The sequence below is a fragment of the Microvirga puerhi genome (assembly GCF_020089865.1).
Classification (GTDB): domain Bacteria; phylum Pseudomonadota; class Alphaproteobacteria; order Rhizobiales; family Beijerinckiaceae; genus Microvirga; species Microvirga puerhi.
In genome coordinates this window covers 103,030-128,917 of sequence record NZ_JAIRBM010000011.1, presented here as the reverse complement: position 1 = coordinate 128,917, position 25,888 = coordinate 103,030, and the positions used below count along the sequence as shown (strand labels likewise).

The window sequence follows — 25,888 nt, the reverse complement described above, 5'->3', positions numbered from 1 at the left end:
ATGAAACAGCCGCTCCTCTTCAGCCTCGCAGCAATCACGCTTGCGGCATGCCAGAGCACGCCGCCCGTTGCCCGCAACCAGACGCCCAGCTTCTACGCATCCATGGCGAAGGCCGATGCGGTCGTTGATGCCGCCATGGCGCGTGACATGATCAGCGCCTATCGACGCAACAAGGGCCTCGGTCCACTGACCGTTGATCCCGATCTGCAGGCTGCTGCGGAGGCGGAAGCCCGGGCCATGGCCGCTGCGGACAAACCCAGCTCCGCGGACGCTTTCAAGGCCCGCCTTGCCGCCGCCGGCTTCAGGGCACCGGGTGCGAACCTTTCCGCCGGATATCATACTCTGGCCGAGGCCTTTTCCGGCTGGCGGGAGAGCCCTCAGCATGATCGTGTTCTCACCGATCCTCAGGCGTCCCGCATCGGAATCGCGACCGCCTATACACCGTCCTCCAAATACAAGGTCTACTGGGCCCTCGTCGTCGCCGCCGACAAACGCTGATCATCCGTTCCGAACAAAGTCACGGCTTGGCCGTTGATTGTTACAAGCTTCGGTTTATGAAGCTTGCCCTCGGCGGAGGAGGTGATGGCAATGGGGTTTGAGCTTTTCGCGGACGGAGCGGGTAAGCGCGCATGTGGCTGATCCGTCTCTATATCCGTGTTCTCGGACAGCTTGGCTCAGATCTCCGGATCGGAGCGATGCTGGCTTTGGCCAACGTTGCTCTTGCCATTTCGGCCTTTGCCGAGCCGATCCTGTTCGGCCGCATTATCGACGTCCTAACCCGAGCCCAGGCAGCTGGCGCCGCGCCGATCACATTCTCTAACCTCATGCCCCTGATCGCAGCCTGGGTGGCCTTCGGCTTCTTTTCGATCGGCGCCGGGGTTCTCGTTGCGCTCCATGCCGACCGGCTCTCCCATCGCCGGCGCCTGGCGGTGATCGCCAATTATTTCGAACATGTGCTCGAACTGCCTCTGGCCTTCCACACCTCGACTCATTCTGGTCGGGTCTTGAAGGTGATGCTGGAGGGCTCGAACGGGATGGCCTGGCTTTGGCTCGGATTTTTCCGGGAGCATTTCGCCGCTCTGGTCGCGCTCGTCATCCTTCTGCCTCTCACCGTCTTTCTCAACTGGCGGCTAGGACTGCTCCTCGTGGGCCTCATGGTCGTCTTTGCCATTGTGACGACCATCGTGCTGCGCAAGACGGAGAGCCTTCAGGGCACCGTCGAGCGCTATCATTCGAGCTTGGCGGAACACGCGTCCGATGCACTCGGCAATGTGCCGGTAATCCAGTCCTTCACTCGGGTGGAAGCGGAGGCCGGCTCGCTTCGTGCCATTATCGGCCAGCTACTTCAGGCGCAAAACCCGGTTCTCTCCTGGTGGGCAGTTGCTTCCGTCGCATCGCGTGCATCTGCGACAATTACAGTGACCGCGGTGTTCTTGGTGGGAACCGCTCTTCACCTGAACGGGCTTGCGACCATCGGTGAAGTGGTGATGTTCATGAGCATCGCCACCATGCTGATTGCGCGACTGGAGCAGGCGGTGAGCTTCGTGAACCAGCTCTTCATGCAGGCGCCGAAGATGCGTGAATTCTTCGAGATCCTGGATACGGCGCCGGTCGTCCATGATCGCCCAAACGCCAAATATGTGCAGCGCTTCAAGGGACAGGTGGGCTTCGAGAACGTGAGCTTCTCCTATGATGGCAAGCGTCCTGCCATCCAGGATGTCACCTTCACCGTTCAACCTGGCGAGACGGTGGCTCTCGTAGGAGCGACGGGCTCCGGCAAATCGACCACGCTCGGACTTCTGCACCGGGCATTCGATCCGCAATCCGGGTCCATCCGCATCGACGGCGACGATATTCGTGATCTCAGCTTGGCGTCGCTTCGGCGCAATATCGGAGTGGTCTTCCAGGAGCCGATGCTGTTCGCCCGTTCGATCCGGGAGAATTTGCAGGTCGGACGACCGGATGCGACGGATGCGGAAATGGTCGAGGCTCTGGAGCGTGCGCAGGCCATCGAGTTTATCTCGCGCCAGGCGGCTGGGCTCGATACGCTGATCGGCGAACGGGGGCGTTCCCTCTCAGGCGGCGAGCGTCAGCGCCTTTCGATCGCACGGGCCCTGCTGAAGAATCCGCCCATCCTGATTCTCGACGAGGCGACGAGCGCGCTGGATGCGGCCACCGAGCGGAAGCTGCAATTGGCGCTCGAGGAAGTCATGAAGGGCCGCACGACCTTCGTGATCGCCCATCGGCTCGCCACGATCCGCAACGCCGATCGCATCCTGGTCTTCGACCAGGGCCGGATCATCGAGTCCGGCACGTTTGACGATCTTGTGGCAAAGGGCGGCCGTTTTGCGGATCTCGCCAAGGCCCAGTTCATGGCGAGCGAAACACCCGTGCCGCAAGCGGAGCCGGATCCGCTGGCGATGCCTGCCCAATAGATTCCGCGCATGGCGGAGCCTTCAGGCTGGTGTCCTGCGGGCACTGGGTGAAGCTTCATCCGCCTTTCTGAGAACAGCCAATGGCGTGATGCGAAGGGCCGTGATCCGATTGCGCGACTTGCGTAGGACCTGGAAACGGAACCCGTGGAAGGTGAAGATCTGGCCGGTATCGGGGATGGCCTGCGCTTCATGAATCACGAGACCGGCGATGGTCGTCGCCTCCTCATCCGGCAGGTTCCAGTCCATGACTCGGTTGAGATCGCGGATCGGCACCGAGCCGTCCACGTTTACTGAGCCGTTCGGCTGTGGGCGTACCCCCTGCACAGAGAGATCATGCTCGTCCTTGATGTCGCCGACGATCTCCTCGAGGATATCTTCCAGGGTCACGAGACCCATGACCTCGCCGTACTCGTCGACTACGAGAGCGAAGTGAGTTTTCTTGGTGAGGAAGGCCTTGAGCTGGTCGCGAAGCGAGGTGGTATCGGGTACGAACCAGCTTTCCAGCGCAATGCTTTCTACCTCGAGCCGGCCCGCATCACCACCGACGGCATCGAGAGCACGCAGCAGATCCTTCGCATGCAGGACGCCGATGATGTTTTCCTGGCTACCGCGCCAGAGAGGCATTCGCGTGTAGGGCGAAGACAGCACCTCGCGAACGATCTCTTCCGACGACAGGTCCACATTGATGGTGCGCATCTTGGTGCGATGGACCATGACCTCCGAGACGCTCAGCTCCTCGAGATCGAGAAGCCCGCCCATCATGTCCCGTTCCACCTTCGCGACATTCCCTTCCTTGTGCAGAAGGTCGAGCTGGCCACGCATCTCTTCGCTGGCGGAGAGGATCGGTGTGTTGGCTCCGATATGAATCCCGAAAGGCTTCAGCATGAGCCGTACGAGCCGTTCGATGGCAATCGCCAGAGGCCCGATGAACGCGACCACCCACGACATGGGGCCCGACAGGGCCAGGGAGACTTTGTCGGGGGAGGAAATCGCGATGGTCTTCGGCATAACCTCGGCAAAGACGATCACGAGGACCGACATGATCACGGTGGCATAGAGCGCCCCGCCATCGCCGAAAATCGCGACGAGGACGCTCGTGGCGAAGGCCGATACACCGATATTGACGATGTTGTTGCCGATCAGGACCGTGCCGATGAAACGCTCACGCATCTGGAGCAGACGGTTCACCAGGATGGCGCGCCTGTCGCCGCCTTTCTCCAGAAACAACATCCGGGCTTTCGACGCGCCGGTAAAAGCGGTCTCGCCCGCCGAGAAGAAGGCGGAGAGCAGAAGACACAGGATCACGACCAGGGCCGCGACCCAGAGCTCGCTGGAGGAATCCTCGATCATGGTTACGCTTCGCCGGTTTCACTCGCCAGGAATGATCGCACTTTCTCGACTGCGATTCCGGGAGCGATGAAACTCTGACCGATGCCGCGCGCCAGAATGAAGGTGAGGGCGCCTCCTTTCACCTTCTTGTCCTGCGCCATGGCATCGAGCAGGTCATCGACCGAACCGCAGCCTCCCGGGACATGGCTCAGGCGGGTCGGAAGTCCAGTTGCGGCAAGGTGCGCCTCGACCCGCTCGGCGTCCGCTGCCGGGCACAATCCAAGGCTGACCGAGAAACGGAAAGCCAGGCACAGGCCAATCGCCACGCCTTCCCCGTGGACGAGCCTTGCGGAGTCGTAGCGGGTGATGCGCTCCAGCGCATGGCCGAAGGTATGGCCGAGATTGAGAAGAGCGCGATCCCCGTCCTCCCGTTCATCCCGAACCACGACGGCTGCTTTTGCGCGGCAGCTCTGGGCCACAGCCTCGTCTCGCTCGAGGCCGCCAGAAAAGACGCCGCGCCAGTTCGCCTCGCACCAGTCGAAGAACCGGGCATCGTCGATGAGTCCGTATTTCACGACCTCCGCATAGCCGGCACGCATTTCCCGAATGGGAAGGGTGTCGAGCAGTGCCGTATCCGCGAGGACCAGACTCGGCTGATGGAATGCGCCGACGAGGTTCTTGCCGTAGCGGGAGTTGATGCCGGTCTTGCCGCCGACGGAGGAATCGACCTGGGCCAGGAGGGTCGTGGGCACTTGGACGAAACGCACACCTCGACGCACGACCGCAGCGGCAAAGCCGGCGAGATCCCCGACCACGCCGCCGCCAAGCGCGACGACAAGATCGCCGCGCTCGATTTTCGCCGCCAGAACGGCATCGCAGACCTTTTCAAGGGAAGCGTAGGACTTGGTGGCCTCGCCAGGCGTCACGGCGAACGTGGTGGCACGCAGCCCCTGCCGTTGGAGAGCCTCTGCCAGGGCATCGGCATAGAGCGGCCCGACATTCTCATCGGTGATGATGATGGCTGCCCGCGCGCCGAGCGCGGCAATGCGCGGCCCTGCTCCCGCAAGAAGGCCCCTCCCAACGAAAATATCATAGGCCCTGTCGCCGAGAGGAACCGGAACCGTGATCACCGGTGCTTCTGGCATCCGTGCCACTACGCCATTCACTGCTGCGAACTCCCTTGTCCGTCGAACCAATCGTTGAGGGCCTGGATGACATCGGCCACGACCCGATCGTGAGGCGCTTCATGGGAATACACCGTTACGTCCGCAGTGGAATAAACGGGATATCGCACGTCCATCAGGTTACGCATGGTGCCTTCAGGGTCCGGATTCTTGAGGAGGGGGCGTGTCGCGCGTTTGCGAACTCGGCGCATCAGCACGTCGAGGTCAGCCTTCAACCAGACGGAAATGCCGGCGGCCGCGATGGCGGTGCGGGTCTCCGGGTTCATGAAGGCGCCGCCGCCAGTAGCCAGCACCATCGGTCCCTCCTGCAGAAGCCGGGCAATGACGCGCCGTTCCCCGTCCCGGAAATGATGCTCCCCGTGAATGGCGAAGATGTCGGTAATGGTCATACCCGCGGCGGCTTCGATCTCGTGATCCGCATCACGAAAGGGCAAGCCGAGTTTCTGGGCGAGGCGACGGCCCACGGTACTTTTCCCGGCGCCCATAAGGCCGACGAGCACAAGGGAGCGCGTGCCAAGCTGACGGGTAAGAGGATGGCCTGTCTGGCTTCTGGTGTCCTGCCCGCCTGCCTCATCAAGCGCGTTGAAGCGGCTGATCGTGTTCATAGCCTTGTCCTAGCACGAGGCCTCCGCCCTGTCACAGGACGGATATGCTTACCTTTCGAAAGGCTTGCCTTTAGGCCGCGTGCGTGGTTGTAGCGTAGAAACCCTGAAGAGAGTCCCGTGCCGACCTTATTCCGGTTCCTTGTCGTCGTTGCCATCCTTCTCGGGATCGGTTTCGCAGTTGTCTATGCCCTGGCGACCCTCGTCGAGCCTGAGTCTCGGGAGATTTCGGTGCCTGTTCCGAGCAATCGCCTGACTTCTCCATGAGCGGCGCGCGCCACGCCAGCCTGTTCTTGGACATGCTCGCTGCTGAGCGGGGGGCGTCGAAGAACACGCTTGAGGCCTATCGGCGCGACCTCGACGATTATCTGGCCTATCTGGCCGAGGCCGGGAGCCAGCCTGACAATGCCTCGGCAGCGACGATTCGAGGCTTCATGGCGAGCCTTGAGGAAAGGGGTTTAAAAGCCTCTTCCGCCGCCCGGCGTCTCTCGGCCGTCCGCCAGTTTCACAAGTTTCTTTATGTGGAAGGCTACGCGCCCCAGGACCCGACCGCCGCCGTTTCGGCTCCCAAGCGCGGGCGCGCTCTGCCGAAGGTTCTCTCTGTCGATCAAGTGGACCGGCTGCTGCAGATCGCACACGAAGCCGCCACTCGGGAGGGGGCACCTCCCGTGGAGCGCCTCCGGGCGGCGCGCATGGTCTGCCTGCTCGAACTTCTCTACGCAACAGGCCTTCGTGTGTCGGAGTTGGTCGCTCTCCCCCGCACCGCGGCGAAAACGCGCGAGCGGTTCCTCGTGGTTCGCGGCAAGGGCGCCAAGGAGCGTCTCGTGCCCTTGACCGAGGCGGCTCGCGAGGCAAGCCGCGCCTATCTGACTCTTCTGGAAGCCAAGGGAGGCGTGAGCGGGACTTGGCTCTTCCCGGCGGACAGCGAAAGCGGCCATCTGACACGTCAGGCCTTTGCGCGCGACCTGAAGGCAGTGGCCGGAGCGGCCGGACTTCGAGCCGACAAGATCAGTCCTCACGTTCTGCGACATGCTTTCGCAAGCCACTTGCTTCAGAACGGAGCCGATCTCCGTATTGTGCAGGAGCTTCTTGGCCACTCCGATATCTCGACGACGCAGATCTATACACACGTGCTGGACGAGCGCCTCAAGAGCATGGTGCGAGATTTGCATCCTCTTGCAACAAAGGATAGTTGAGGCAGAACGACAGTATTTTGTCGTATTTTTGCCTAACTATCGAACTTTCACACAATGCTATATAGCTTAGTTTGTGAAGGCTATCGTTTAAAATAAATATTAATTTACCGACACGCTAGAACCATGCGTAATTCGCTGCGTTGAACAGGTCCGCGATGAGCAATCATGGAGAATATTACTATGGCTAACCGCTCTGGATCTTCGAGCCGCGGCTTTGCTTCGATGGACAAGGAAAGGCAGCAGGAAATCGCCCGGAAGGGTGGTGAGAGCGTGCCTGCCGAAGAGCGTTCCTTTTCGAAGGACCGCGATCTCGCCAGCGAGGCAGGCCGCAAAGGCGGTCAGCATTCACATGGCGGCAATCGCTAGCTGAGAGCCAATTTTATCGTTGTGCTCCGATCGGGAGGGCTGCCGCAAGGCGGCCCTCTCAGTCTTTTGCGCGCGTGAGCAGGAAGACGCCCTGCTCACCGAGGAGATTCCAGATCCACCAGGGCAGGACAACCCGGACCGGGTGGCCGCCCGCGTCGAGCGCCGCGGCTTTGTCCATCCGGGCGCCGACTTCCCGGCACAGTTCCACGAAGTCACGAATGGTGCAGAAGTGAATGTTGGGCGTGTCGTGCCACGTATAGGGCATGTTCTCGGTGACCGGCATTCGGCCGCCCAAAAGGAGTTCCAGCCGGACGCGCCAATGACCGAAGTTCGGGAATGACACGATAGCGCGACGCCCGATGCGAAGCAGCTGCTCCAGCACGACTTTGGGCTGGCGCGTCGCCTGAATCGTCTGGGAGAGAATGACGTAATCGAAAGCGTCATCCGGATAGTCGGCGAGATCCGTGTCCGCATCGCCCTGGATGACCGGCAAGCCCTTCGCAAGGCAGGCGTTCACTCCCTCGCGGGAAATCTCGATTCCGCGCCCGTCGACGTTCTTACGGTCGCGCAGGAGAGCCAGAAGTGATCCGTCGCCGCATCCGATGTCGAGAACCCGCGATCCCGGTGCGACCATGTCGGCAACGAGGAGGAAATCGAGGCGCGCCGCGTCGGGATTGTTAACCGAGTGCGAAGGATGGGAAACCTGCATCAAGCGATCCCCCGGACGCGGGCGGCTGCATCGATGAAGCCACGCGCGGCGGCGAACATCTCCGGTTCGTCGAGCAGGAAGGCGTCGTGGCCCTTGTCGCTGTCGATCTCGACGAAGCCCACCGAGGCTGCTGCCGCATTGAGCGCATGGACAATGGCCCGTGAATCGGATGTCGGGAATAGCCAATCCGATGTGAAGGAGATCACGCAGAAGCGTGTCGCAGACCCTTTGAAGGCGCGCGCGAGGCTTCCCTCATGTTCCGCCGCGAGATCGAAGTAGTCCATCGCCCGGGTCACATAGAGATAGGAATTCGCGTCGAAACGCTCGACGAAGGAGAGACCCTGATAGCGCAGATAGCTCTCGATCTGGAAATCGGCGTCGAACGAGAAGGTTGGGGCGCTCCGGTCCTGATAGTTGCGCCCGAATTTTCGGTGCAAGGCCATCTCGGACAGATAGGTGATATGCGCACCCATGCGGGCGACGGCGAGGCCCTTGGTCGGTTTCGTCCCCTCGATGAGATATCGGCCTCCGCGCCAGTCGGGATCGGCCATCACCGCCTGCCGGCCGACTTCATGGAAGGCGATATTCTGTGCGGAATGGCGGGCCGCCGCCGCAATCGGAAGCGCAGCGAACACTCTCTCGGGATAGCTCGCTGCCCATTGCAGAACCTGCATCCCACCCATGGAGCCGCCGATCACGCAGAACAGGCTTTCGATGCCGAGGCGGTCGATCAGGGCGGCCTGCGCCCGCACCATGTCCCGAATGGTGATGACCGGAAAGTCGAGAGCATAGGGCTGGCCCGTCCGCGGATCGGTCGAAGCCGGGCCGGTCGTTCCCATGCAGCCGCCGATCACATTGGTGCAGATCACGAAGAACCGGTCCGTATCGACGGGCCGTCCCGGACCGACCATGGTCGTCCACCAGCCTGGCTTTCCGGTGATGGGACTGACATTGGCGACGTGCTGATCGCCGGTCAGGGCGTGACAGATGAGCACGGCGTTTGAGCGATCGGCATTGAGCGTGCCGTAGGTTTGGTAGGCGATCTGCCAGGGACCGAGAGGCGTGCCGGCATCGAGCGCCAGCGGCTCATCGGCGCCGAACCGTGCGACCAGGCTCGACGGATCGTCGATTTGGCTTCGTGACTCGGGCGTTTGGAAAGCGCTGCTCATACTCGACATAACGGAAGCGTTCGATCTGTCGAACAGCGGTAAAGGGCACAGGCGCCGAGGTCAACGAACATGAAGCCTCAGGGCAAGTCAGCCATGCGATTTGGGGCATGTGCGTTTTGAGGCTTGGCAGCGAGGCGGCGGACTGCGAAGAAGGGCGCCTGCATTCAGGATTGACTTCATGTCCAGCGAAAGACCTGTCCCCACGCTCGGAGAACTGCGCCAGGAGATCGACCGGATCGACGAGGCCATGCATCGACTCCTAATGGAGCGTGGAGCGATCATCGATCGGCTGATCTCGGTCAAGAAAACCTCCGAGTCCGGTTCGGCCTTCCGGCCCGGCCGCGAGGCGTCGATGATGCGGGCGCTGGCCGAGCGGCACGAGGGACTTCTGCCACTCGATACGGTGGAAAGCATCTGGCGGGTCATCATCGCCACCTTCACCTATGTCCAGGCGCCTTATGCCGTTCATGCGGACATTTCGGCCGGAGACGCCCCGATGCGGGACTCGGCCCGGTTCCATTTCGGCTTCACAGTGCCTTATGTCAGCCATCCCAGCGCCGCAGCGGTCATCGAGGCCGTGGCGTCGGGGCGCGGCGATCTCGGGATTTTCCGGATCGACCAGGGAGCGTCGAGCGGAGCCTGGTGGCGCGCGCTGGCTGGCAACGATCGGCCTAAGATCATCGCGCGGCTACCCTTCATCGAACGGCCCGATCATCCGGCAGGTACGCCGGTCTTCGTCATCTCGAAGCCCCTGACCGACGCGGCCGTGCGTGACGTGGTGCTTTATGCGGCCCAGTTCGAGCGCTGGCACAAGGACGTCACGGGCGCCTTGGCCGGCCTTGGCGGCGAGGCGGTGGCGAGCGCAGCGGACGCTTATGGCCTGTCGGTCCTGATCGCCGCGCCAGGGACCATCGCAGCGTCCCATCTTCACACGGCCCTCACCGATGCGGGGGCAAGCCTTGCCCAGCTCGTCGAAGTGGGCAGCCATGCTGAACGTTTCCGAGTGAAATGATCCAGAAGCGGCATTCCCCTTACGAGAGCATATCGGCCGCGTTGAAAAGTGGTTTCCACTTTTGACACCGATGCTTTAGAGCCAAGTCCGAAATCCGTTTTCTTTTCAGGATGTAATCTATGTCCGCCCGTCCCGAACCCCGCCCCGGCGTGCTGAAGATCGACGCCTATGTGCCCGGCAAGAGCAAGGCCGCGGGGGTGGCGAAGATCCACAAGCTCTCCTCCAACGAGACACCCTTGGGGCCCTCGCCGAAGGCGATCGAGGCGCTGCGCACCTTCGATCACCTCGAGCATTATCCCGACGGCACGGCAACCCAGCTGCGCGAGGCGATCGCCGCCAAGTATGGGCTCGATCCCCATCGCATCATCTGCGGCTCCGGTTCGGACGAGCTCTTGTCCCTCATCACCAGCACCTATGTGGGGCCGGGCGATGAAGGGCTCTTCACGGAGCACGGCTTCCTGGTCTATCGCATCGCCGTCCTGGCGGCGGGCGGCGTTCCGGTCGTGGCGGAGGAGAAGAATTATCGGGCCGATGTGGACGCGATCCTCGCCAAGGTGACGCCGCGGACCAAGATCGTCTTCCTGGCGAACCCCAACAACCCGACCGGCACGTATCTGCCCTTCGACGAGGTGAAGCGCCTCCATGCAGGACTGCCGTCGCACGTCGTCCTGGTGCTTGACGCAGCCTATGCGGAATATGTGCGCCGGAATGACTACGAGGCGGGTCTCGAACTCGTCGCCACGGCTGAGAACGTGGTGATGACCCGGACCTTCTCGAAGATCTACGGCCTCGCCAATCTCCGGATCGGCTGGATGGTCGCGCCGGCCCATATCATCGATGCGGTCAACCGGATCCGCGGGCCGTTCAACGTCAACGGCCCGGCCATCGCAGCCGGCGTTGCGGCGATTCAGGACGAAGCACACATCGCGAAGGCCATCGAGCACAATGAGACGTGGCTTGCCTGGCTGACCCGCGAGCTCGAGGCCCTAGGCCTCAAGGTGACCCCAAGCGTGGGCAACTTCCTCCTGATCCATTTCCCGCAAGAAGAGGGTCGGACGGCCAAGGACGCCGATGCTTTCCTGACGAGCCGCGGGCTGATCCTGCGCCGGATCGAAGCCTATGGCCTGCCGCATGCTCTCCGGCTGACCATCGGCGACGAGGAAGCCAACCGGCTGGTCGTTTCGACCCTGCGCGAATTCCTGGGCAAGGGCGACCATGCCTGAGCGTCTCGGTCCTCCCCGCGAAAAACCACTCTTTAGTCGCGTCGCTCTGGTCGGTCTCGGGCTGATCGGCTCCTCCATCGCCCGTGCGGTACGCCATCTCAATCTCGCCGGCACGATTGTCGCCATCGATCAGGATGAAGGTGTCGTCGCTCGCGTGAAAGAGCTGGGGCTTGCCGAGGAGGCCACGACCGATGCAGCCGCCGGCGTGGCGGATGCCGATCTGGTTGTCATCTGTGTGCCCGTCGGCGCCTACGGGGCAGTGGCTGCCGCCATTTCGAAGAGTCTCAAGCCGGGAGCGATCATATCGGACGTCGGCTCTGTGAAGGCCTCGGTGATCGCCCAGGTCCAGCCGCATCTGCCTCAGGGTGTGTTTTTCGTTCCCGCGCATCCGGTCGCCGGCACGGAGCATTCCGGCCCCGATGCCGGATTCTCGACGCTGTTCTTCAATCGCTGGTGCATCCTCACGCCGCCGGAAGGCACGCCGGACGAGGCCGTGGAACGCGTGCGGGAATTCTGGTCCGCGATGGGTTCGAACGTCGAGGTCATGACGGCCCAGCACCATGATCTCGTGCTCGCCATCACGAGCCACGTGCCGCATCTCATCGCCTACAACATCGTGGGCACGGCGGCCGATCTGGAGACCGTCACCCAGTCGGAAGTGATCAAGTTCTCGGCGGGCGGCTTCCGCGATTTCACCCGCATCGCCGCATCCGACCCGACCATGTGGCGGGACGTCTTCCTCCACAACAGGGAGGCGGTGCTGGAGATGCTCGGGCGTCTCAACGAGGACATCGCGCTGCTCGCCCGCGCCATACGCTGGGGGGAAGGCGACAAGCTCTTCGAGCTGTTTACCCGCACCCGGGCCATTCGCCGGGGCATCATCTCCGTCGGCCAGGAAACGCCGGAGCCCGATTTCGGACGCCGGCGCGACGGTCAGTAGATCGCTGGCAATTTGACGTTCGGAATCACGAAGGGACCGAGGGCCAGGAGGCCATTCTCGAAGCGTAGGGGCGGCAAAGGCGTGAGAGCGGGCTTGTCCGCCGGGGCGGCATTGGGCCGTGTTCCCTGACCGAAAAGCGTGCCGAGCAAGGCTCCGACGGGGCGCTTGCCCATCAGTGCTCCAATCAGGCTGTCGAGGCCGGATGCGGCAACATTGAGCGTGCCTGAAAGGCGATGGTCCGCATCGATGCCCAACTCGCCTTTGGCTTCGATCCGGCGTGCACCCTTGTTCAGGGACAGCATCTCGACGGCAAGCCGTCCCCCGTCGTTGCGCCAGCGCTCCAGTTCCTCGGCGATCGGCCGGCCACGGAAGCCCTCCGCCTGCGTGATCGTGAGGTCGGCTTGCAGATCCGTCGGCTCGGCGCTGCCGAGGAGGTTGTTCAGGGCCGGAATCTGCGCCTTGTCCAGCGACAAGGCGACGTCATACGCCTTGTCCTGGCTGCGCGATGGATCGGGGCGCACGTGGAACTCGGTTTCTCTGCTTGAGACGACGATCGGATCGGGCGTCAGGCCGGTGACCGTGACGGTGGGATTGTTCGCGACTGCAGAGAGCCGTTGCAGACCGGCCGTGGTGGCATGCACGCTCGTCTGAAGCAGATCCCAGCGGCCCTCGATGGTGCTCGTGCCGTCCGTCAGGCGCAGGGGACCTTCGATCTCGGTGATCACGAATCGCGGCTGGTAGACCTGAGCGACCGATTCGACCCGTCCGAAGGAGGCGGTGATCGCTCCATGGGTCAGATTCAAAGACCCGCACGTCACTTCGATTCGGAAGGGGAAGCCTTGGACCGTCCGGTCCTGGCATGTCCATTGCCGGCCAGCCTTGGCCTCGAGACCGAACCAGGTATCGATGGAGTCCGTCGTTCGGCTTCGGATGATGAACCACCCGATGCTCCAGGCAACGGCCACGAGAAGAAGGAGTGCGAAAGGCGTATAGAGCCAGAAGCGGTTGGAGCGGACATTCTCGGTGGCGGCATCACCCATGAGGGTCTCCTATTGTGTCGCTTCCAGGGAGCTGCTAGCGCAGGATTCCGCCATGGGCATCGGCGATTCCGGCGATCCGGGTGCTTCCATAAGGGAGAGTGGGACCGGACGCAAAACCGATCCCTCGTGAAAGCTTCTTTCCTAATGCCCGATCCGGGCAAGGTTCGGGCATGTCGGACGAAATGCAGGACGCCAGCGGCTTGTGGGTCTTCGGATATGGTTCGCTCATGTGGCGGCCGGGTTTCCCGTTCGTGGAACGGCACCACGCGCAACTCTACGGCTATCATCGTTCGCTCTGCGTCTTCTCCCATGTTCATCGAGGAACGCCCGAGAAGCCGGGCCTTGTCCTTGGTCTCGATCGCGGGGGGCGCTGCCATGGGGTCGTCTTCCGGGTCGTGCCGGAGGAGGCCGAGGCGACCATTCATTATCTGAGGGAGCGGGAACAGGCGACGGCGGTCTATCTGGAGCGCCGACTACCCGTTCGCCTGGATGACGGACGGAAGATAGAGGCTTTGGCCTACATCGCCGACCGCAAGCACCAGCAATATGCGGGCCGGCTGTCTTTCGAGGAGATCGTGGATCTGGTTCGCGATGGTGTGGGCATTTCCGGCCAAAATCCGGATTACGTCCGCTCCACTTATGAGCATCTGGTCGGGATGGGGGTTCAGGATCCGCTGCTGCAGCGGCTCACCGAGGTCCTCGGTTAGAAGTCCAGCTCCTGGTCCTGGCGCAGATCGTCGATCACGGCGAGGCGTTCCTGATCATCATGGGCGAGGCGGTGGACGTGCATCTCATTGGCGCCGCGGTTCTGGACATCCGCCATCCATCGCGCCCGGGCCTGCTCGCTGGGATAGGAACTGGCTGTGGCAATATCGATCACATGGGCGGTTCCTGCCTCGTCACGCTTCACCGCCAGAATGACCGCGTCGATGGTTACTTCGAAAACCTCTGCCTCGACGAGCGGATGGACACCGACGATATAGCGCCGACCCGAGCGTCCGCGCCACGAGCTTAAGGTCTCGGACGACCGCAGGCCGGCCGTCGCCCTCAGACGCTCCTCGCGCACACCTGCTCTCCGGGCACGATCATTGCGAAGATCCCGCATCGCCATCGACCACGATATGGTTCTTTTGTTCGCCATTTGTTCTTAACATAAGAACGGTTAACGGCGCCGTCAAGAATCCATCAAATCCTTGTGACGTCAGGCCTTGGGGAAGTTTGTCGCAGGTTCGCCGGGCGAGGGGAGGCCAAGTTCCCGGCGCCCTTCGGCGAGAAGCCGATCCGAGGCTGATTCGATCACGTCCTGCATCTGCCTGAAGAATGCGTCCCGGGGCAGGCCGGACGGGATCGGCTCGAGAATCTCGACGCGGATCGTGCCGGGCCGACGGATGAATTCGCGTCGGGGCCAATACAGCCCCGAGTTCAGGGCGATGGGGAGGCAGGGCACGCCCAGATTCTGATAGAGATGGGATACGCCGAACTTGTAGGCAGGAGGGGCTCCCGGCGGACGGCGCGTACCCTCCGGAAAGATCACGAGCTGGCGCCCCTCGTCCACTTCCTCGTGGGCCCTGGCCATCATTCTGATCAGCGCCTGGGAGCCAGCCTTGCGGTTCACCGGCACGCAATCGGCCTTCCAGGTGAACCAGCCGAAGACCGGGATCCACATCAGCTCCCGCTTGAGGATGAAGGTCGGGTCGTCGAAAAGAGGCAGGAGCGCGAAGGTCTCCCAGAGCGACTGGTGCTTCGCGGCGACCAGCAGCCCGCCTGCGGGAATTCGCTCGCGACCGCTAATCTCCACCCTGATCCCGGCGACGACGCGCAGCAGCCAGAGAGAGGAACAGGCCCAGGCCTGGACGCCACGCATGAACACCCGCCGCGGCAGGAGGAAGGTCGGCAGCAGCATGATCATCCAGAGGATGATGTTCACGTAGAAGGCGATGTTGAACAGCAGGGAGCGGAGGATCAGCATGGCAGCGATGGAAAAGCGGGATCCGACCCCCGCGGGGATCTCTCTAAGCCACGTTCAGGCTGGGCGGACAAGGGCAAATCCGACCCGGTACAGGCGTTTCAGCGCCACAGGGGGCCGGCAGAAACGTGCTGGATGGGCCGGCCGCCGCTCATGATCTTCGCGGCCGAGGAGTGTTCCGGATCCTTTTCGAGCCGGGTCCTTACCCAGACCACGAGGAATTTCAGGTATTCCGAAAAGATCACCTTGGCGGTGGCGGGGTTATGCCACCAGTCGTGCGGATCGATCGTCGCCGCGACGGGATAGGGGATCTTCTGCAGATTGGGCAGGGCGTGGTCGAGCTCAACCAGGGTTCGCGGCATGTGGTAGTTCGACGTGACGACGATCAGCGCATCGAACTGATGCTGTTCGGCCCAGCGTCGGGTCTCAATGGCATTGCCGATGGTATTGCGCGCCCGGTAGTCGAGATCGACGCAGCAGTCGAACAGGCGCCGCTGGCCGGGATTGAGACGAAAGATCTCGTCGCGGCTCGTCTTCTCGTTGACGCCGGAGATAAGAAGTCGCTTGGCGTAGCCCTGGGCCAGGAGATCGATCGCGTCGCCGATGCGCTGGGCACCGCCCGTCATGGCGACGATGCCGTCCGCGCGGGTCTCCGGCTTCTGCTCGAAGCGATCGAGGGAATAGACGAAGGCAAGGAATCCGGCGAACAGGACAAAGAGACCGGCCAAGCCGGCCATCAAACTATATCGCAGCAGGCGATTGCGCAGCGACCGTCGACTGGGGAGAGAAGGCGACTCTGCCATCGTCCAGCCCCAACCCAAGGCCTCTGTCGTGTCCATGGCGTTGATGAGCGCCAAGTTCTGCGTGCGCGAGGTCATCTCGGCGGAAGATAATGCAGAATACGGCAACGGAGAGGCAACCCTTTATATCGAGGGGAGTATCAACCATTTCCGTTAAGAAAGCGTCTCACCGTCAGCCGAGACACGATTCCTGTGATCAGCGCTACGGCAAGAGCGATCAGGATCACCACCGCATAGCCGCGCCAGCCGATGCTGAAAGAGCCGAACAGAGCTTCCAGCTGATCGCCGGCGGGGCTCGCCCGCCAGGACCGGGTAATGAAACCTACGGCGATGGTCATGACGAGGGCGGCGCTAGCGCCTACCATGCTGCCGCGCAGGCCGAGCTTGAAGAACCGCCGCTGGAACTCCCGGGCGATGAAGTCGTCGCTGGCCCCGACAAAATGCAGGACCTCGACGACCTCCCGGTTGCCGGCCATGGCTCCCCGGGTGGCAAAGGTGACCGCAAGTCCTGCTGCCAGCAGGACCAGAGCCACCAGGATCACTCCGACCCCGATGATCGTGTTGGCCATGGTCGAGAGGCGTGAGACCCAGAGGGCGTGATCGTCGAGGCTCGCGCCCGGAACCTGTTCGCGCAGGGTCTGCCTCAGCTTGGTGAAATCAGGCTTGGCGTCGACCTGGAGTTTCAGAACGATCAGGCGCGGGACCGGCAGATCGTTGAAGTCGAGCCCGGTTCCGAGCCATGGTTCGAGAAGGCGCTCGGATTCGGTCTTCGAGAAAGCCTGGGTCTCCTCGACCCCAGGGGTCTGGCGCGCAAGCGCCACCGCGCGGGCCACGTCGTCCTCGATGGAGCGCTGAGGATTCGGCCGGACCTGGATCGTGACCTCGCGAGCGATGTCCGATCGCCATTGGGTGGAGCTCGAGGCCACGAGTTCCGCGCCTCCGGCGCAAAGGGCGGCCAGGAAGGTGAGGATCGCAATCACTGCCGCGAGCGCCTGACCACCGGCGGAATCCACCGGAACCAGAGGCGCATTGCGGCGCAGCGAGGCCGGGAGAGGGCGTTTGTCGCTGCTCTGAGCGGGTGAACGGGACGAGCGCGTATGATCATTCATGGCGCTACTCGTCGATATGCAGGCGGCCGTCGCCGAGAACGAGGCGACGCACGTCGAGCTGGTCCATCAGGCTGAAATCGTGCGTCGCGATCACGACCGAGGTCCCCAGACGGTTCAGCTCGATGAAGAGGCGCAGGAGCCTGCGCGCCAGCGACGGGTCGACGTTTCCGGTCGGCTCGTCTGCAAGCAGCAGATCCGGCCGAACGATGAGGGCGCGAGCGATCGCAGCGCGCTGCTTCTCGCCGCCGGACAGCACTGGCGGGAGCACGTGCATCCGGTCGCCGAGACCGACCCACCGCAACAGCTCCACCACTTCGGCGCGGTAGCTCGTCTCCTCCTTGCCCTGGACACGCAAGGGGAGGGCGACATTCTCGTAGGTCGTCAGATGATCGAGGAGGCGGAAATCCTGAAACACCACGCCCATGCGCCGCCGCACGTCCGTCAGCGCGTTCTTGGAGATGCCCGACACGTCCTGGCCGAACAGCGAGATCAGCCCCCGTGTCGGCTTCACGGCAAGCAGAATCAGGCGCAGAAGCGTGGTCTTGCCGGCGCCTGACGGCCCGGTGAGAAACTGAAACGAGTGCGGCTCGATCGAGAAGGTCAGGTCTCGCAGAACCTCGGGGCCCATGCCGTAGCGGACGCCCACGTTCTCGAAATGCACGACCGGAGGCGCGTCCTCCTCGAAATCATTGTCGTAAAACGCTTCCACGGGCAGCGGGCCATCCTTGGCTGGGGTCGAAACGAGCGGGCAGGGGCCTGCCTATTCTCCGATTCTGTTCGCTTATGGTCCAGATGCGCCGGGCAAGTCCATAAGTTCCGCGCGATCGGGGAGAGGCGAGGCTTGGGCGATGCTAGCGGAACTTCGGAGCCGGATGAACCTCCGCCTCGATCCTTCCGGTGGACTTTAAGGCCGCAGGGGCGGAAGTCTGTTTGACTTCGCCGCGCCGTCATGGTCACGAAGGGGAAATACTCCAGGTTCCGGTTCTTCGCCGCCCGGAATCTCTTCTGAACGGATCAATTGATGACAGGTACACCGCGCATCCGGGTTCTTTTCGATCAAGAGACGATTGCCAGACGCATCGAGGATCTGGCGCAGGAAATCGCCAACGCCAAGCCTGAGAACCTGCTCGTCGTTGCCGTCCTGAAGGGCAGCTTCATGTTCGCCGCCGACCTGATCCGTGCCCTTCACCGGGCCGGGCTCGAGCCGCAGGTCGAGTTCGTGCACCTGTCGAGCTATCTCGACGGCACGGTGTCCACCGGCCAGGTCGCGATCCTGCGCGATGTGGAAAGCGATGTCCGCGGTCGCGACGTGCTTCTCGTCGACGATATCCTGGAATCCGGCCGGACGGTCACCTTCGCGAAGGACCTCCTGATGGCCCGGGGAGCGAAGCGCGTCATGACGACGGTTCTTCTCGAGAAGCCGGGCAAGCGGGCCGTGTCGATCGATGCGGATTTCGTCGGCTTTACCTGCCCGGATGTCTTTGTGGTGGGCTACGGCATGGATGTCGCCCATTCATACCGCCAGCTTCCCTTCGTCGGGGTCGTCGATCATCTCGACAAGAATCCGGATCTCTTTGATCAGGCCTGACGCCTCACGGGTTCAGCCGCCAGATGGCGGCGTTCAGCGCCGTCGCGTAGATGACCCAGGCCAGATAGGGCACGAGGAGGCCGGCGGCGGTTCTGTCGAGGGGCCAGAAGGCGTGGATCGTCGCGATGATGGCGATCAGGAGCGCGGCGATCACCACCAGACCCGCCAGCGGCGAATGTGCGCCGAAGAAAGCCCAGGACCAGAGGGCGTTGAGGACGAGCTGCACGAAGAACGCCGCTATGGCCGTGCGGCGTCCTGGCCGATCGCTCGGCAGGGACAGGATGCGCCAGAGCGCATAGGCCATCAAGGCATAGAGCAGCGTCCAGACCGGGCCGAAAAGCCAGTTCGGCGGGGTGAAGCCCGGCTTGGCGAGGCCTGCATACCAGGTCGGGATATTCGGGGTCGTGGCGATCGTCCCGAGCACGCCTGCGGCGGCGACCGGCAGGACGGCGATCAGGAAGCGCTGGACAGGCGGTGTCGGGCGGCTTGGCGCTGAAGTCTCTCCGGGATGCATGACGGGCCGATTCCCTGTAAAGGCATGAGGATTGCCTTGCGGCAACCGTAAAGCTCACTGGAGGTTCCCCATGTCGTCATCGCATCCGCTCTGGTCCAAGCGTTCCCTTGCGGCGCAAGCCATGGGCCATGTGGATCCGATCACAAAAGCGGTTGTGCCGCCCATTCACGTGGCGACCACCTATATCCGTGACGAGGACAACGCCTATTCCTCCGGTTTCGTCTATGGCCGGCCGGACAATGCCACCGTCCGGGAGACCGAAGCCGTGCTGGCGATGCTGGAGGAGGCGGATGCGGGGGCTCTGCTCTTCTCCTCCGGTATGGCGGCGGCGACCGCCGTGTTCCAGGCGCTCGATCCGGGCGATCACGTTGTCGCTTCCAAGGTGATGTACTGGGCGCTGCGCAACTGGCTCATGACGGAAGCGACACGCTGGGGACTTCATGTGGATTTCGTGGAAAGCGATGATCTCGACGCGCTGCGCAAGGCCGTCGTGCCGGGCCGAACGAAGCTCGTCTGGGTCGAGACGCCGTCAAATCCGCTCTGGACCATCACCGATATCGCGGCGGCTGCGGAGATCGCCCATGCGGCAGGCGCACGGCTGGCGGTCGACTCCACGACGGCATCGCCGGTCCATACCAGGCCGCTGGCACTCGGGGCGGAGATCGTCATGCATGCGGCGACGAAGGTCTTGAACGGTCATTCCGACGTGGTGGCGGGCGTTCTCGCGGGTGCGAAGGCAGATGAGTTCTGGGCACGGGTCGTGTCCATCCGGAAGATGCAGGGCGCCATTCTCGGGCCGTTCGAAGCCTACCTGCTCATGCGCGGCATGCGCACCTTGCACCTGCGTGCCGAGGCGCAGGCCAGAAGCGCCATGCTGCTCGCCGAGCGCTTCAGTGATCATCCCAAGGTTGCCCGCGTGCTCTATCCCGGCCTGCCGCAGCACCCGGGGCATGACATCGCAGCACGGCAGATGGATGGCGGCTTCGGCTACATGCTGTCGATCCAGCTCACTGGCGGCGAGGCGGCGGCGATCCGCACTGCGGCGCGGGTGGGGCTCTGGAAGCGGGCAACCTCCCTCGGCGGGGTCGAAAGCCTCATCGAGCACCGCGCCTCGATCGAAGGTCCGGGGACCCCGTGCCCACCGGATCTTCTGCGTCTGTCCACCGGCATCGAGGATATGAACGACCTCTTCACGGACCTCGACGAGGCCCTGCGGGCTGCCTGAACGGGTCCGTGTTGATCTTGTCATAAAACTCGTGTTCTCCTCGGCTTAAGAACTACTTGCCAAGGGAAACAATCATGACTTCGTCCCTCATCACCCGCCGCCGGGTTCTGCAGACCGGCGTTGCCGCGGCTGCCGTAGCGGCCCTTCCCCAGGGGAGCTTCGGCGCGGAATCGGTGGTCAAACTCCGCATCCTGGAGACCACCGATCTCCACGTGAACATCATGCCCTACGATTACTATCGTGATGCGGCGGACGACACCGTGGGCCTCGCCCGGACGGCGACCATCGTCAAGTCTGCCCGGGGAGAGGCCAAGAATAGCCTTCTGTTCGACAACGGCGACCTGATCCAGGGCTCGCCGCTCGGCGATTTCGTGGCCTATCGGCGCGGCATGAAGAAGGGCGACGTCCATCCGATGGTCGCCGCCATGAACACCCTGAACTATGATTGCGGCACGCTGGGCAACCACGAGTTCAATTATGGTCTCGAGTTCCTGGAGAACTCCCTCGGCGAAGCGAAATTCCCCATCGTCTGCTCCAACGTCATCAAAGCCAACGGCGAGACCCTGCGCAAGCCCTGGCTGATGCTCGAACGCGAGGTCGTCGACGAGAGCGGTGCCAAGCAGAAGCTGAAAATCGGCGTCATCGGTTTCGTCCCGCCGCAGATCGTTCAGTGGGACAAGGCCAATCTCGACGGCAAGGCGACCACCATCGATATCGTCGATGCCGCGCAGAAGCATGTGCCCGACATCAAGAAGGCGGGTGCCGACATCATCGTCGCGCTCTGCCATTCCGGCATCGCCGGAGGCGAGCGCAAGGGCGGCGAAGAGAACGCGGCCCTGCATCTCGCGAAGGTCGACGGCATCGACGTGATCCTCACCGGCCATCAGCACTTCACATTCCCGGGCGGCAAGGAATTCAACAACATTCCGGGCGTGGACGTGAAGGCGGGAACCCTGCATGGCAAGCCTGCCGTCATGGCCGGTTTCTGGGGCAGCCATCTCGGGGTCGTCGATCTGGAGCTCGCGAAGGACGGGAACGGCTGGAAGGTGGCGAATTTCCGTACGGAGCTTCGGCCGATCTACGACCGTGTCGACCGCAAGGTTGTCGCCAAGGTCGACAATGATGCGGCGATTGTCGCTGCCGTGAAGGCCGATCACGAGGGAACGCTGAAATATGTCCGCGAGGCGGTCGGCACGACGAGCGTTCCGATCCACTCCTACTACTCGCTCGTGGCGGACGATGCTTCCGTGAAGATCGTCGCCGAGGCCCAGGCCTGGTACGTGGCGGATCTCCTCAAGACGACATCGTTCAAGGATCTGCCGCTTCTCTCCGCAGCCGCTCCCTTCAAGGCCGGCGGCCGCGGCGGTCCGAACTACTACACGGAGATCAAGCCCGGCCCGCTCGCCATCAAGGATATGGCGGACATCTACATCTATCCGAATACGATCCGCGCGGTGAAGGTGACGGGTGCGCAGGTGCGGGAATGGCTTGAGCGCTCGGCCGGCATCTACAACCAGATCGATCCGTCGAAGAGCGGCGAGCAGGAGCTGATCAACACCGCTTTCCCGGCCTACAATTTCGACGTGATCGCAGGCGTGCAGTACAAGATCGATCCCACGCAGGCATCGCGCTACGACAATGACGGCAAGCTCATCAATCCGGATGCGCACCGGATCAAGGATCTGACCTACGATGGAAAGCCCGTCGCGGAGGATCAGGTGTTTATCGTCGCGACGAACAATTATCGCGCCGGCGGCGGCGGCAACTTCCCCGGTAACGATGGCACCACCATCGTGCTCGACGCGCCCGATCTCACCCGCGACGCCATCATGCGCTACATCATGGAGCGCAAGGAGATCGCTCCGAAGGCCAATGGGTCATGGTCTCTCGTGACGCCGACGGGCAATGCGACGGTGGTGTTCACCACCGGGCCGAATGCGGCGGCATATCAGCCGGCCGGCATCAAGGTGGAGAAGCTCGGCGATGCGCCGGAAGGTTTCATCAAGTACCGTCTCGTCGGCTAAGGACGTTCCCGGATAGATCATGCGGCGGCCAGGGATTCCCTGGCCGCTTTTTTGATAAGGAGATCACGTTCCAGCGCGGCTTTACGGCAGCTTCACGACGTCCTCGACCTGATCGTAATCGTGCATCTCTGCAAGGCGCCCACGTTTGGCGGCGATGATCGTACCGTTGAGCTCGCCGCCGAACAGGAAGATGGCGCCGAGCGTGTAGAGGAAGATCAGTGCCACCATGGCAGTCGAAAGACCGCCATAGGTCGAGGCATAGGCGCCGGGATAGAATTCGAGATACCAGCCGAAACCGAGACCTCCGAGAATCCACAGGAGCAGCGTGACCCCGACGCCGGGCAGGACGGCAAGGACAGAACGTCGTCCCGCAGGAACGAGCTTATGGGCGACGATGAGCCCGACCACGATGATCACGGTCGCGGTTCCGATGCGCACCAGACCGATCAGGCTGTCGAGTGGCTTCAGTGCCGGGATCCAGAACAGCAGGCCTCGCCACACGAAGGGGCCAAGCACGACGAGCAGGGCCAGCGCCAGCATTACCAGGGCGCCGCCCATCACGAAGGCTAGGGATTCGAGGCGCGTCAGCCACCAGGCCCGGGTTTCGCGCAGTCCATAGGCGCGGTTGAGGCCGACCCGTAGGCCCTCGACCCCGCTCGACGCGAAATAGAGGGCGAGCACGAGGCCGAGAGTCAGGACATCGCTGCGCCGTCCGGTGAGGATGTTGTGGATCTCCGCGGCAATCGGTTCTGCGATCTCCCGCGGCCACGCCTCGAGGATAATGTTGGCCGCCTCGTCGGCGAGTGTCCCCGTTCCGAAAAGCCCCGCCAGGGCCGTGAGCAGAATCAGAAATGGGAACATCGAGGTGAGGACCGACAGGGCGATATGACTCGCAATGGCCCAGCCGTCATGCAGCAGGAAGCGGTTGGCGGCGATCGTGATGACTTCGTAGGTGAGGCGCAGGCGGTTCAACAACAACCCCGGAGATGAGACGCGGAGACGGGGGAACTTAGAATGCTTCTGCCGGGAATCGATAGGTCAATCTTTCCAGGCCGGAGGCTTGGCCTCGGGAGAGCATGTCTCTAGGATGGCTTCTCTCCGGTCGCCGCCTCGGCGGAGGGCCAGCAACCTCCCGGGTCACCGAACGATCTCGCCCATGTCTTCCGACGCATTCCTCGCGCGCTTGGCGCCGCCCCTCTTTGTCGTGATCTGGGCCACGGGCTTCATCGTCGCACGCATCATCACGCCTCATGCGGAGCCGCTCACGTTCCTGCTGGTGCGTTATGTTTTGGCACTTGGAGTCCTGCTCGCGATCATCGGCGTGGCGCGGGCGCCCTGGCCCCGGGCTGCCCGCGACTGGCGGAATAGTCTGATCGCCGGCATGCTTCTGCATGGCTTCTATCTCGGCGGCGTCTTCTGGTCCGTCAAGGATGGGCTTCCGGCCGGGATCATGGCGCTGATCGCTGGGCTTCAGCCCCTTGCCACCGCAATCCTGTCGGGACCGTTCCTCGGAGAGACCGTATCGCCGCGGCGCTGGGTCGGCATCGGCATCGGGTTTCTGGGGGCGGCACTGGTGATCCTGCCCAAGCTCGGGGACGGGGGCGTGCCACCGATGGCCCTCCTGGTCGGGCTCCTGGCCATGCTGTCGATCACCTGCGGCACCATTTGGCAGAAGCGAACCGGTGGGTCGCTCGACCTGCGCGTCAACGCTGCGATTCAGTATGTCGGGGCTGCCCTCGTGACGGTGCCGATGGTGCTTCTGACGGAAGAGGGCCGGATCGATTGGACGCTGCCGCTCCTCGGGGCACTTGCCTGGGCAGTGCTCGGCCTTTCCATCGGGGCCATCGGTCTTCTTCTCTACCTGATCCGGCGCGGCGCCGTGGTCGGGGTTGCGACCTTGCTCTATCTCGTCCCGCCCGTTGCGGCGCTGATGGCCTTTGGGCTGTTCGGCGAGACGCTGACCCTTGTCCAGATCATCGGCATGGGATTTGCGGCCCTGGGTGTCGCCATCGCGAGCCGGAGCTGAAGGCGCGAGAAGCCCCGGGTGCGGCGGCACCCGGGGCTCTTGTGCGTAAAACGAGGCACGTTACTTCGTAATCTTCACGGAAACCGGATCGCTGGCGGGGAAAGATTCCTCCACGCCTTCATCGAGCTTGCGATCCAGGCTTTCCTTCGAATTTTCGGGCAGCTTCCTGTCCTTGAGGTCGCTCTTCTTGTGCTGCGACTCGCGGTGATGAGGCTTGTCCTTCATGCACGATCTCCTGCTTCAGGCGTTATCCGCCAGCTCGGCAGGACAACGCCCGAGCTGGCGATTCCGATCCCTCGGGCGTTTTGAAGCATCAGCGCTGCTGACTCTGCTGCGTGTAGACGAAATAATCGAAGGGCAGCTCGGCGATGCGGAACCAAGTGTATTCCTTTTCCCGGAAGGCATTCCAGGAATCGAAGAATTTCTTGAACTTCGGGTTTGAGGCCGCGATCTCGTTGTAGAACTTGTATGCCTCCCGATAGCTCGCATCGAGAATGTCTTTCGGGAAGGCTCGCAGCTGTGCGCCCTGCGCTACGAGGCGGCGGACCGCTTCCGCATTCTCAGCATCGTACTTCATGACGCACTGAGCATTAGCTTCCGCGCAGGCCGCCTCGAGGATCGCCTTGTAGGAGGTCGGAAGTCCGTTCCACTTGTCGAGATTGACATAGAGCGAGGGCTGAGCCGACCCCTCCCAGAAACCCGGATAGTAGTAGTATTTGGCGACCTTCACGAAGCCGAGCTTCTCGTCGTCATAGGGGCCGGAGAATTCGACCGCGTCGAGCGTACCGCGCTCGAGTGCCGGATAGATATCGCCGGCTGTCAGCACCTGGGGCACGACGCCGAGGCGCGACATGATCTGCCCGCCCATGCCGGCGATGCGCATCTTCAGGCCGCTCAGGTCCTGCGCGGACTTGATCTCGCTACGGAACCAGCCACCCATCTGCGCGCCGGTCTGGCCCGCGGGGAACGGCATGATGTTGTAGTCCTTCATGAATTCGCGCACGAGCTGGAGGCCGCCGCCATAGGCCATCCAGGCGTTGTGGTGGCGCACGTTCATGCCCCAGGGCATGGAGGTCTCGAACTGGAAGGTCGGATCCTTGCCGATATAGAAGCTGGAAAGCGTGTAACCGCTTTCGATGGCGCCGTTCTGCACGCTGTCGAGCACCTGCAGACCGCTCACCAGCTCGCCGGCTGCAAAGACCTGGATCTGAAACTTGTTGTCGGTCGCCTCTGCGACGCGCTTGGCGATCTGAGCGCCGGCGCCATAGAGCGTATCGAGGCTCTTCGGGTAGCTCGAGGCCATGCGCCAGCGGATCTCCGGCTGTGTCTGCGCAATTGCAGGCGATGCAAGGCCGGTTGCGGCCGCAAGGCTTGCGCCCTTGAGCACCGTTCTTCTATCCATGAGGTTTCCTCTTCCTTCGATGATGGCTC

At 62.8% G+C, this 25,888-nt stretch carries 28 protein-coding genes; 13 read left to right on the top strand and 15 right to left on the bottom strand.

Annotated features, from left to right (window positions below; translation table 11 throughout):
* Together K9B37_RS15670 and K9B37_RS15665 are read left to right on the top strand one after the other, a co-directional pair.
* Window positions 1-498, top strand: a complete 498-nt coding sequence (locus tag K9B37_RS15670) for a CAP domain-containing protein (RefSeq protein WP_224314364.1) — start codon at window positions 1-3, stop codon at window positions 496-498.
* A 131-nt stretch (window positions 499-629) separates the two neighbouring features.
* A complete protein-coding gene (locus K9B37_RS15665; protein WP_224314362.1) occupies window positions 630-2,435 on the top strand; it encodes a glucan ABC transporter ATP-binding protein/ permease in 1,806 nt (601 codons plus the stop codon).
* A gap of 21 nt (window positions 2,436-2,456) precedes the next feature.
* On the opposite strand, the gene K9B37_RS15660 is transcribed toward K9B37_RS15665, so the two are convergent.
* Genes K9B37_RS15660 through K9B37_RS15650 form a run of 3 tightly spaced genes read right to left on the bottom strand, consistent with a single transcriptional unit; the run spans window position 2,457 to window position 5,553 of the window.
* Window positions 2,457-3,785 (bottom strand): HlyC/CorC family transporter, encoded by a 1,329-nt coding sequence (locus K9B37_RS15660; RefSeq protein ID WP_224314361.1) that lies wholly within the window; start codon window positions 3,783-3,785, stop codon window positions 2,457-2,459.
* A 2-nt stretch (window positions 3,786-3,787) separates the two neighbouring features.
* The gene (gene aroB, locus K9B37_RS15655) at window positions 3,788-4,909 is read right to left on the bottom strand and encodes a 3-dehydroquinate synthase (protein WP_224314359.1); all 1,122 of its coding nucleotides are present in this window, start codon (window positions 4,907-4,909) and stop codon (window positions 3,788-3,790) included.
* A 17-nt stretch (window positions 4,910-4,926) separates the two neighbouring features.
* Window positions 4,927-5,553, bottom strand: a complete 627-nt coding sequence (locus K9B37_RS15650) for a shikimate kinase (protein ID WP_224314357.1) — start codon at window positions 5,551-5,553, stop codon at window positions 4,927-4,929.
* A gap of 117 nt (window positions 5,554-5,670) precedes the next feature.
* On the opposite strand from K9B37_RS15650, the gene K9B37_RS15645 reads away from it, so the two are divergent.
* The 3 genes from K9B37_RS15645 to K9B37_RS15635 all read left to right on the top strand — a co-directional run bounded on the left by K9B37_RS15645 (window position 5,671) and on the right by K9B37_RS15635 (window position 7,112).
* Entirely contained in the window at window positions 5,671-5,817 is a 147-nt protein-coding gene (locus K9B37_RS15645; protein ID WP_224314355.1) for a ubiquinol-cytochrome-c reductase complex assembly factor 3, read from the top strand.
* Window positions 5,814-6,746, top strand: coding sequence for a site-specific tyrosine recombinase XerD (xerD, locus tag K9B37_RS15640; protein WP_224314353.1), 933 nt, complete (start codon window positions 5,814-5,816; stop codon window positions 6,744-6,746). Before K9B37_RS15645 ends, xerD begins: the two co-directional genes overlap by 4 nt.
* 180 nt (window positions 6,747-6,926) lie before the next feature.
* Window positions 6,927-7,112 (top strand): con-10 family general stress protein, encoded by a 186-nt coding sequence (locus K9B37_RS15635; protein ID WP_224314351.1) that lies wholly within the window; start codon window positions 6,927-6,929, stop codon window positions 7,110-7,112.
* Between the two features lie 58 nt (window positions 7,113-7,170).
* On the opposite strand, the gene metW is transcribed toward K9B37_RS15635, so the two are convergent.
* Window positions 7,171-7,821: a methionine biosynthesis protein MetW gene (gene metW, locus K9B37_RS15630; protein WP_224314350.1), complete on the bottom strand. Its 651-nt coding sequence runs from the start codon at window positions 7,819-7,821 to the stop codon at window positions 7,171-7,173.
* Window positions 7,821-8,990, bottom strand: a complete 1,170-nt coding sequence (gene metX, locus K9B37_RS15625; protein WP_224314348.1) for a homoserine O-acetyltransferase MetX — start codon at window positions 8,988-8,990, stop codon at window positions 7,821-7,823. Before metX ends, metW begins: the two co-directional genes overlap by 1 nt.
* Window positions 8,991-9,168: 178 nt before the next feature.
* Here metX and K9B37_RS15620 point away from each other — a divergent pair, with 178 nt between their 5' ends.
* The 3 genes from K9B37_RS15620 to K9B37_RS15610 all read left to right on the top strand — a co-directional run bounded on the left by K9B37_RS15620 (window position 9,169) and on the right by K9B37_RS15610 (window position 12,165).
* The gene (locus K9B37_RS15620; RefSeq protein ID WP_224314346.1) at window positions 9,169-10,002 is read left to right on the top strand and encodes a chorismate mutase; all 834 of its coding nucleotides are present in this window, start codon (window positions 9,169-9,171) and stop codon (window positions 10,000-10,002) included.
* 119 nt (window positions 10,003-10,121) lie between these two features.
* On the top strand, window positions 10,122-11,225 hold the full coding sequence (gene hisC, locus K9B37_RS15615) for a histidinol-phosphate transaminase (RefSeq protein ID WP_224314344.1): 1,104 nt from the start codon (window positions 10,122-10,124) through the stop codon (window positions 11,223-11,225).
* On the top strand, window positions 11,218-12,165 hold the full coding sequence (locus tag K9B37_RS15610) for a prephenate/arogenate dehydrogenase family protein (RefSeq protein WP_224314342.1): 948 nt from the start codon (window positions 11,218-11,220) through the stop codon (window positions 12,163-12,165). Before hisC ends, K9B37_RS15610 begins: the two co-directional genes overlap by 8 nt.
* Here the strand turns inward: K9B37_RS15610 and K9B37_RS15605 are convergent.
* Complete coding sequence (locus K9B37_RS15605; RefSeq protein WP_224314340.1) at window positions 12,159-13,205, bottom strand: DUF2125 domain-containing protein; 1,047 nt, start codon at window positions 13,203-13,205, stop codon at window positions 12,159-12,161. The genes K9B37_RS15610 and K9B37_RS15605 overlap by 7 nt on opposite strands.
* A 170-nt stretch (window positions 13,206-13,375) precedes the next feature.
* Here K9B37_RS15605 and K9B37_RS15600 point away from each other — a divergent pair, with 170 nt between their 5' ends.
* Window positions 13,376-13,912, top strand: a complete 537-nt coding sequence (locus K9B37_RS15600) for a gamma-glutamylcyclotransferase (protein WP_224314338.1) — start codon at window positions 13,376-13,378, stop codon at window positions 13,910-13,912.
* On the opposite strand, the gene K9B37_RS15595 is transcribed toward K9B37_RS15600, so the two are convergent.
* The 5 genes from K9B37_RS15595 to ftsE form a co-directional block, all read right to left on the bottom strand.
* Complete coding sequence (locus K9B37_RS15595) at window positions 13,909-14,346, bottom strand: hypothetical protein (protein ID WP_224314336.1); 438 nt, start codon at window positions 14,344-14,346, stop codon at window positions 13,909-13,911. The two genes, K9B37_RS15600 and K9B37_RS15595, sit on opposite strands and share 4 nt — an antisense overlap.
* 60 nt (window positions 14,347-14,406) lie before the next feature.
* Entirely contained in the window at window positions 14,407-15,174 is a 768-nt protein-coding gene (locus tag K9B37_RS15590; RefSeq protein WP_224314335.1) for a lysophospholipid acyltransferase family protein, read from the bottom strand.
* A 98-nt stretch (window positions 15,175-15,272) separates the two neighbouring features.
* Entirely contained in the window at window positions 15,273-15,974 is a 702-nt protein-coding gene (locus K9B37_RS15585) for a YdcF family protein (RefSeq protein WP_224314333.1), read from the bottom strand.
* 137 nt (window positions 15,975-16,111) lie between these two features.
* Complete coding sequence (locus K9B37_RS15580) at window positions 16,112-17,080, bottom strand: cell division protein FtsX (RefSeq protein ID WP_224314331.1); 969 nt, start codon at window positions 17,078-17,080, stop codon at window positions 16,112-16,114.
* Between the two features lie 4 nt (window positions 17,081-17,084).
* The gene (gene ftsE / locus K9B37_RS15575) at window positions 17,085-17,789 is read right to left on the bottom strand and encodes a cell division ATP-binding protein FtsE (RefSeq protein ID WP_224314329.1); all 705 of its coding nucleotides are present in this window, start codon (window positions 17,787-17,789) and stop codon (window positions 17,085-17,087) included.
* Between the two features lie 312 nt (window positions 17,790-18,101).
* On the opposite strand from ftsE, the gene hpt reads away from it, so the two are divergent.
* Window positions 18,102-18,668: a hypoxanthine phosphoribosyltransferase gene (gene hpt, locus K9B37_RS15570; RefSeq protein WP_224314327.1), complete on the top strand. Its 567-nt coding sequence runs from the start codon at window positions 18,102-18,104 to the stop codon at window positions 18,666-18,668.
* Window positions 18,669-18,672: 4 nt separating this feature from the next.
* Here hpt and K9B37_RS15565 read toward each other — a convergent pair whose 3' ends face one another.
* A complete protein-coding gene (locus K9B37_RS15565) occupies window positions 18,673-19,182 on the bottom strand; it encodes a TspO/MBR family protein (protein WP_224314325.1) in 510 nt (169 codons plus the stop codon).
* A 70-nt stretch (window positions 19,183-19,252) separates the two neighbouring features.
* On the opposite strand from K9B37_RS15565, the gene K9B37_RS15560 reads away from it, so the two are divergent.
* Window positions 19,253-20,407: a trans-sulfuration enzyme family protein gene (locus K9B37_RS15560; protein WP_224314323.1), complete on the top strand. Its 1,155-nt coding sequence runs from the start codon at window positions 19,253-19,255 to the stop codon at window positions 20,405-20,407.
* Window positions 20,408-20,481: 74 nt separating this feature from the next.
* A complete protein-coding gene (locus K9B37_RS15555; protein WP_224314322.1) occupies window positions 20,482-22,431 on the top strand; it encodes a bifunctional 2',3'-cyclic-nucleotide 2'-phosphodiesterase/3'-nucleotidase in 1,950 nt (649 codons plus the stop codon).
* A gap of 81 nt (window positions 22,432-22,512) precedes the next feature.
* On the opposite strand, the gene K9B37_RS15550 is transcribed toward K9B37_RS15555, so the two are convergent.
* Window positions 22,513-23,403, bottom strand: a complete 891-nt coding sequence (locus tag K9B37_RS15550) for a YihY/virulence factor BrkB family protein (RefSeq protein WP_224314320.1) — start codon at window positions 23,401-23,403, stop codon at window positions 22,513-22,515.
* Window positions 23,404-23,587: 184 nt separating this feature from the next.
* On the opposite strand from K9B37_RS15550, the gene K9B37_RS15545 reads away from it, so the two are divergent.
* Window positions 23,588-24,457, top strand: a complete 870-nt coding sequence (locus K9B37_RS15545) for a DMT family transporter (protein WP_224314318.1) — start codon at window positions 23,588-23,590, stop codon at window positions 24,455-24,457.
* A gap of 60 nt (window positions 24,458-24,517) precedes the next feature.
* On the opposite strand, the gene K9B37_RS15540 is transcribed toward K9B37_RS15545, so the two are convergent.
* Both K9B37_RS15540 and K9B37_RS15535 read right to left on the bottom strand, forming a co-directional pair.
* A complete protein-coding gene (locus K9B37_RS15540; RefSeq protein ID WP_224314316.1) occupies window positions 24,518-24,682 on the bottom strand; it encodes a hypothetical protein in 165 nt (54 codons plus the stop codon).
* A gap of 88 nt (window positions 24,683-24,770) precedes the next feature.
* Window positions 24,771-25,859 carry a TRAP transporter substrate-binding protein gene (locus K9B37_RS15535; RefSeq protein ID WP_224314314.1) on the bottom strand — a complete coding sequence of 363 codons (1,089 nt, stop codon included), beginning with the start codon at window positions 25,857-25,859 and terminating at the stop codon, window positions 24,771-24,773.
* Window positions 25,860-25,888 lie beyond the last annotated feature (29 nt).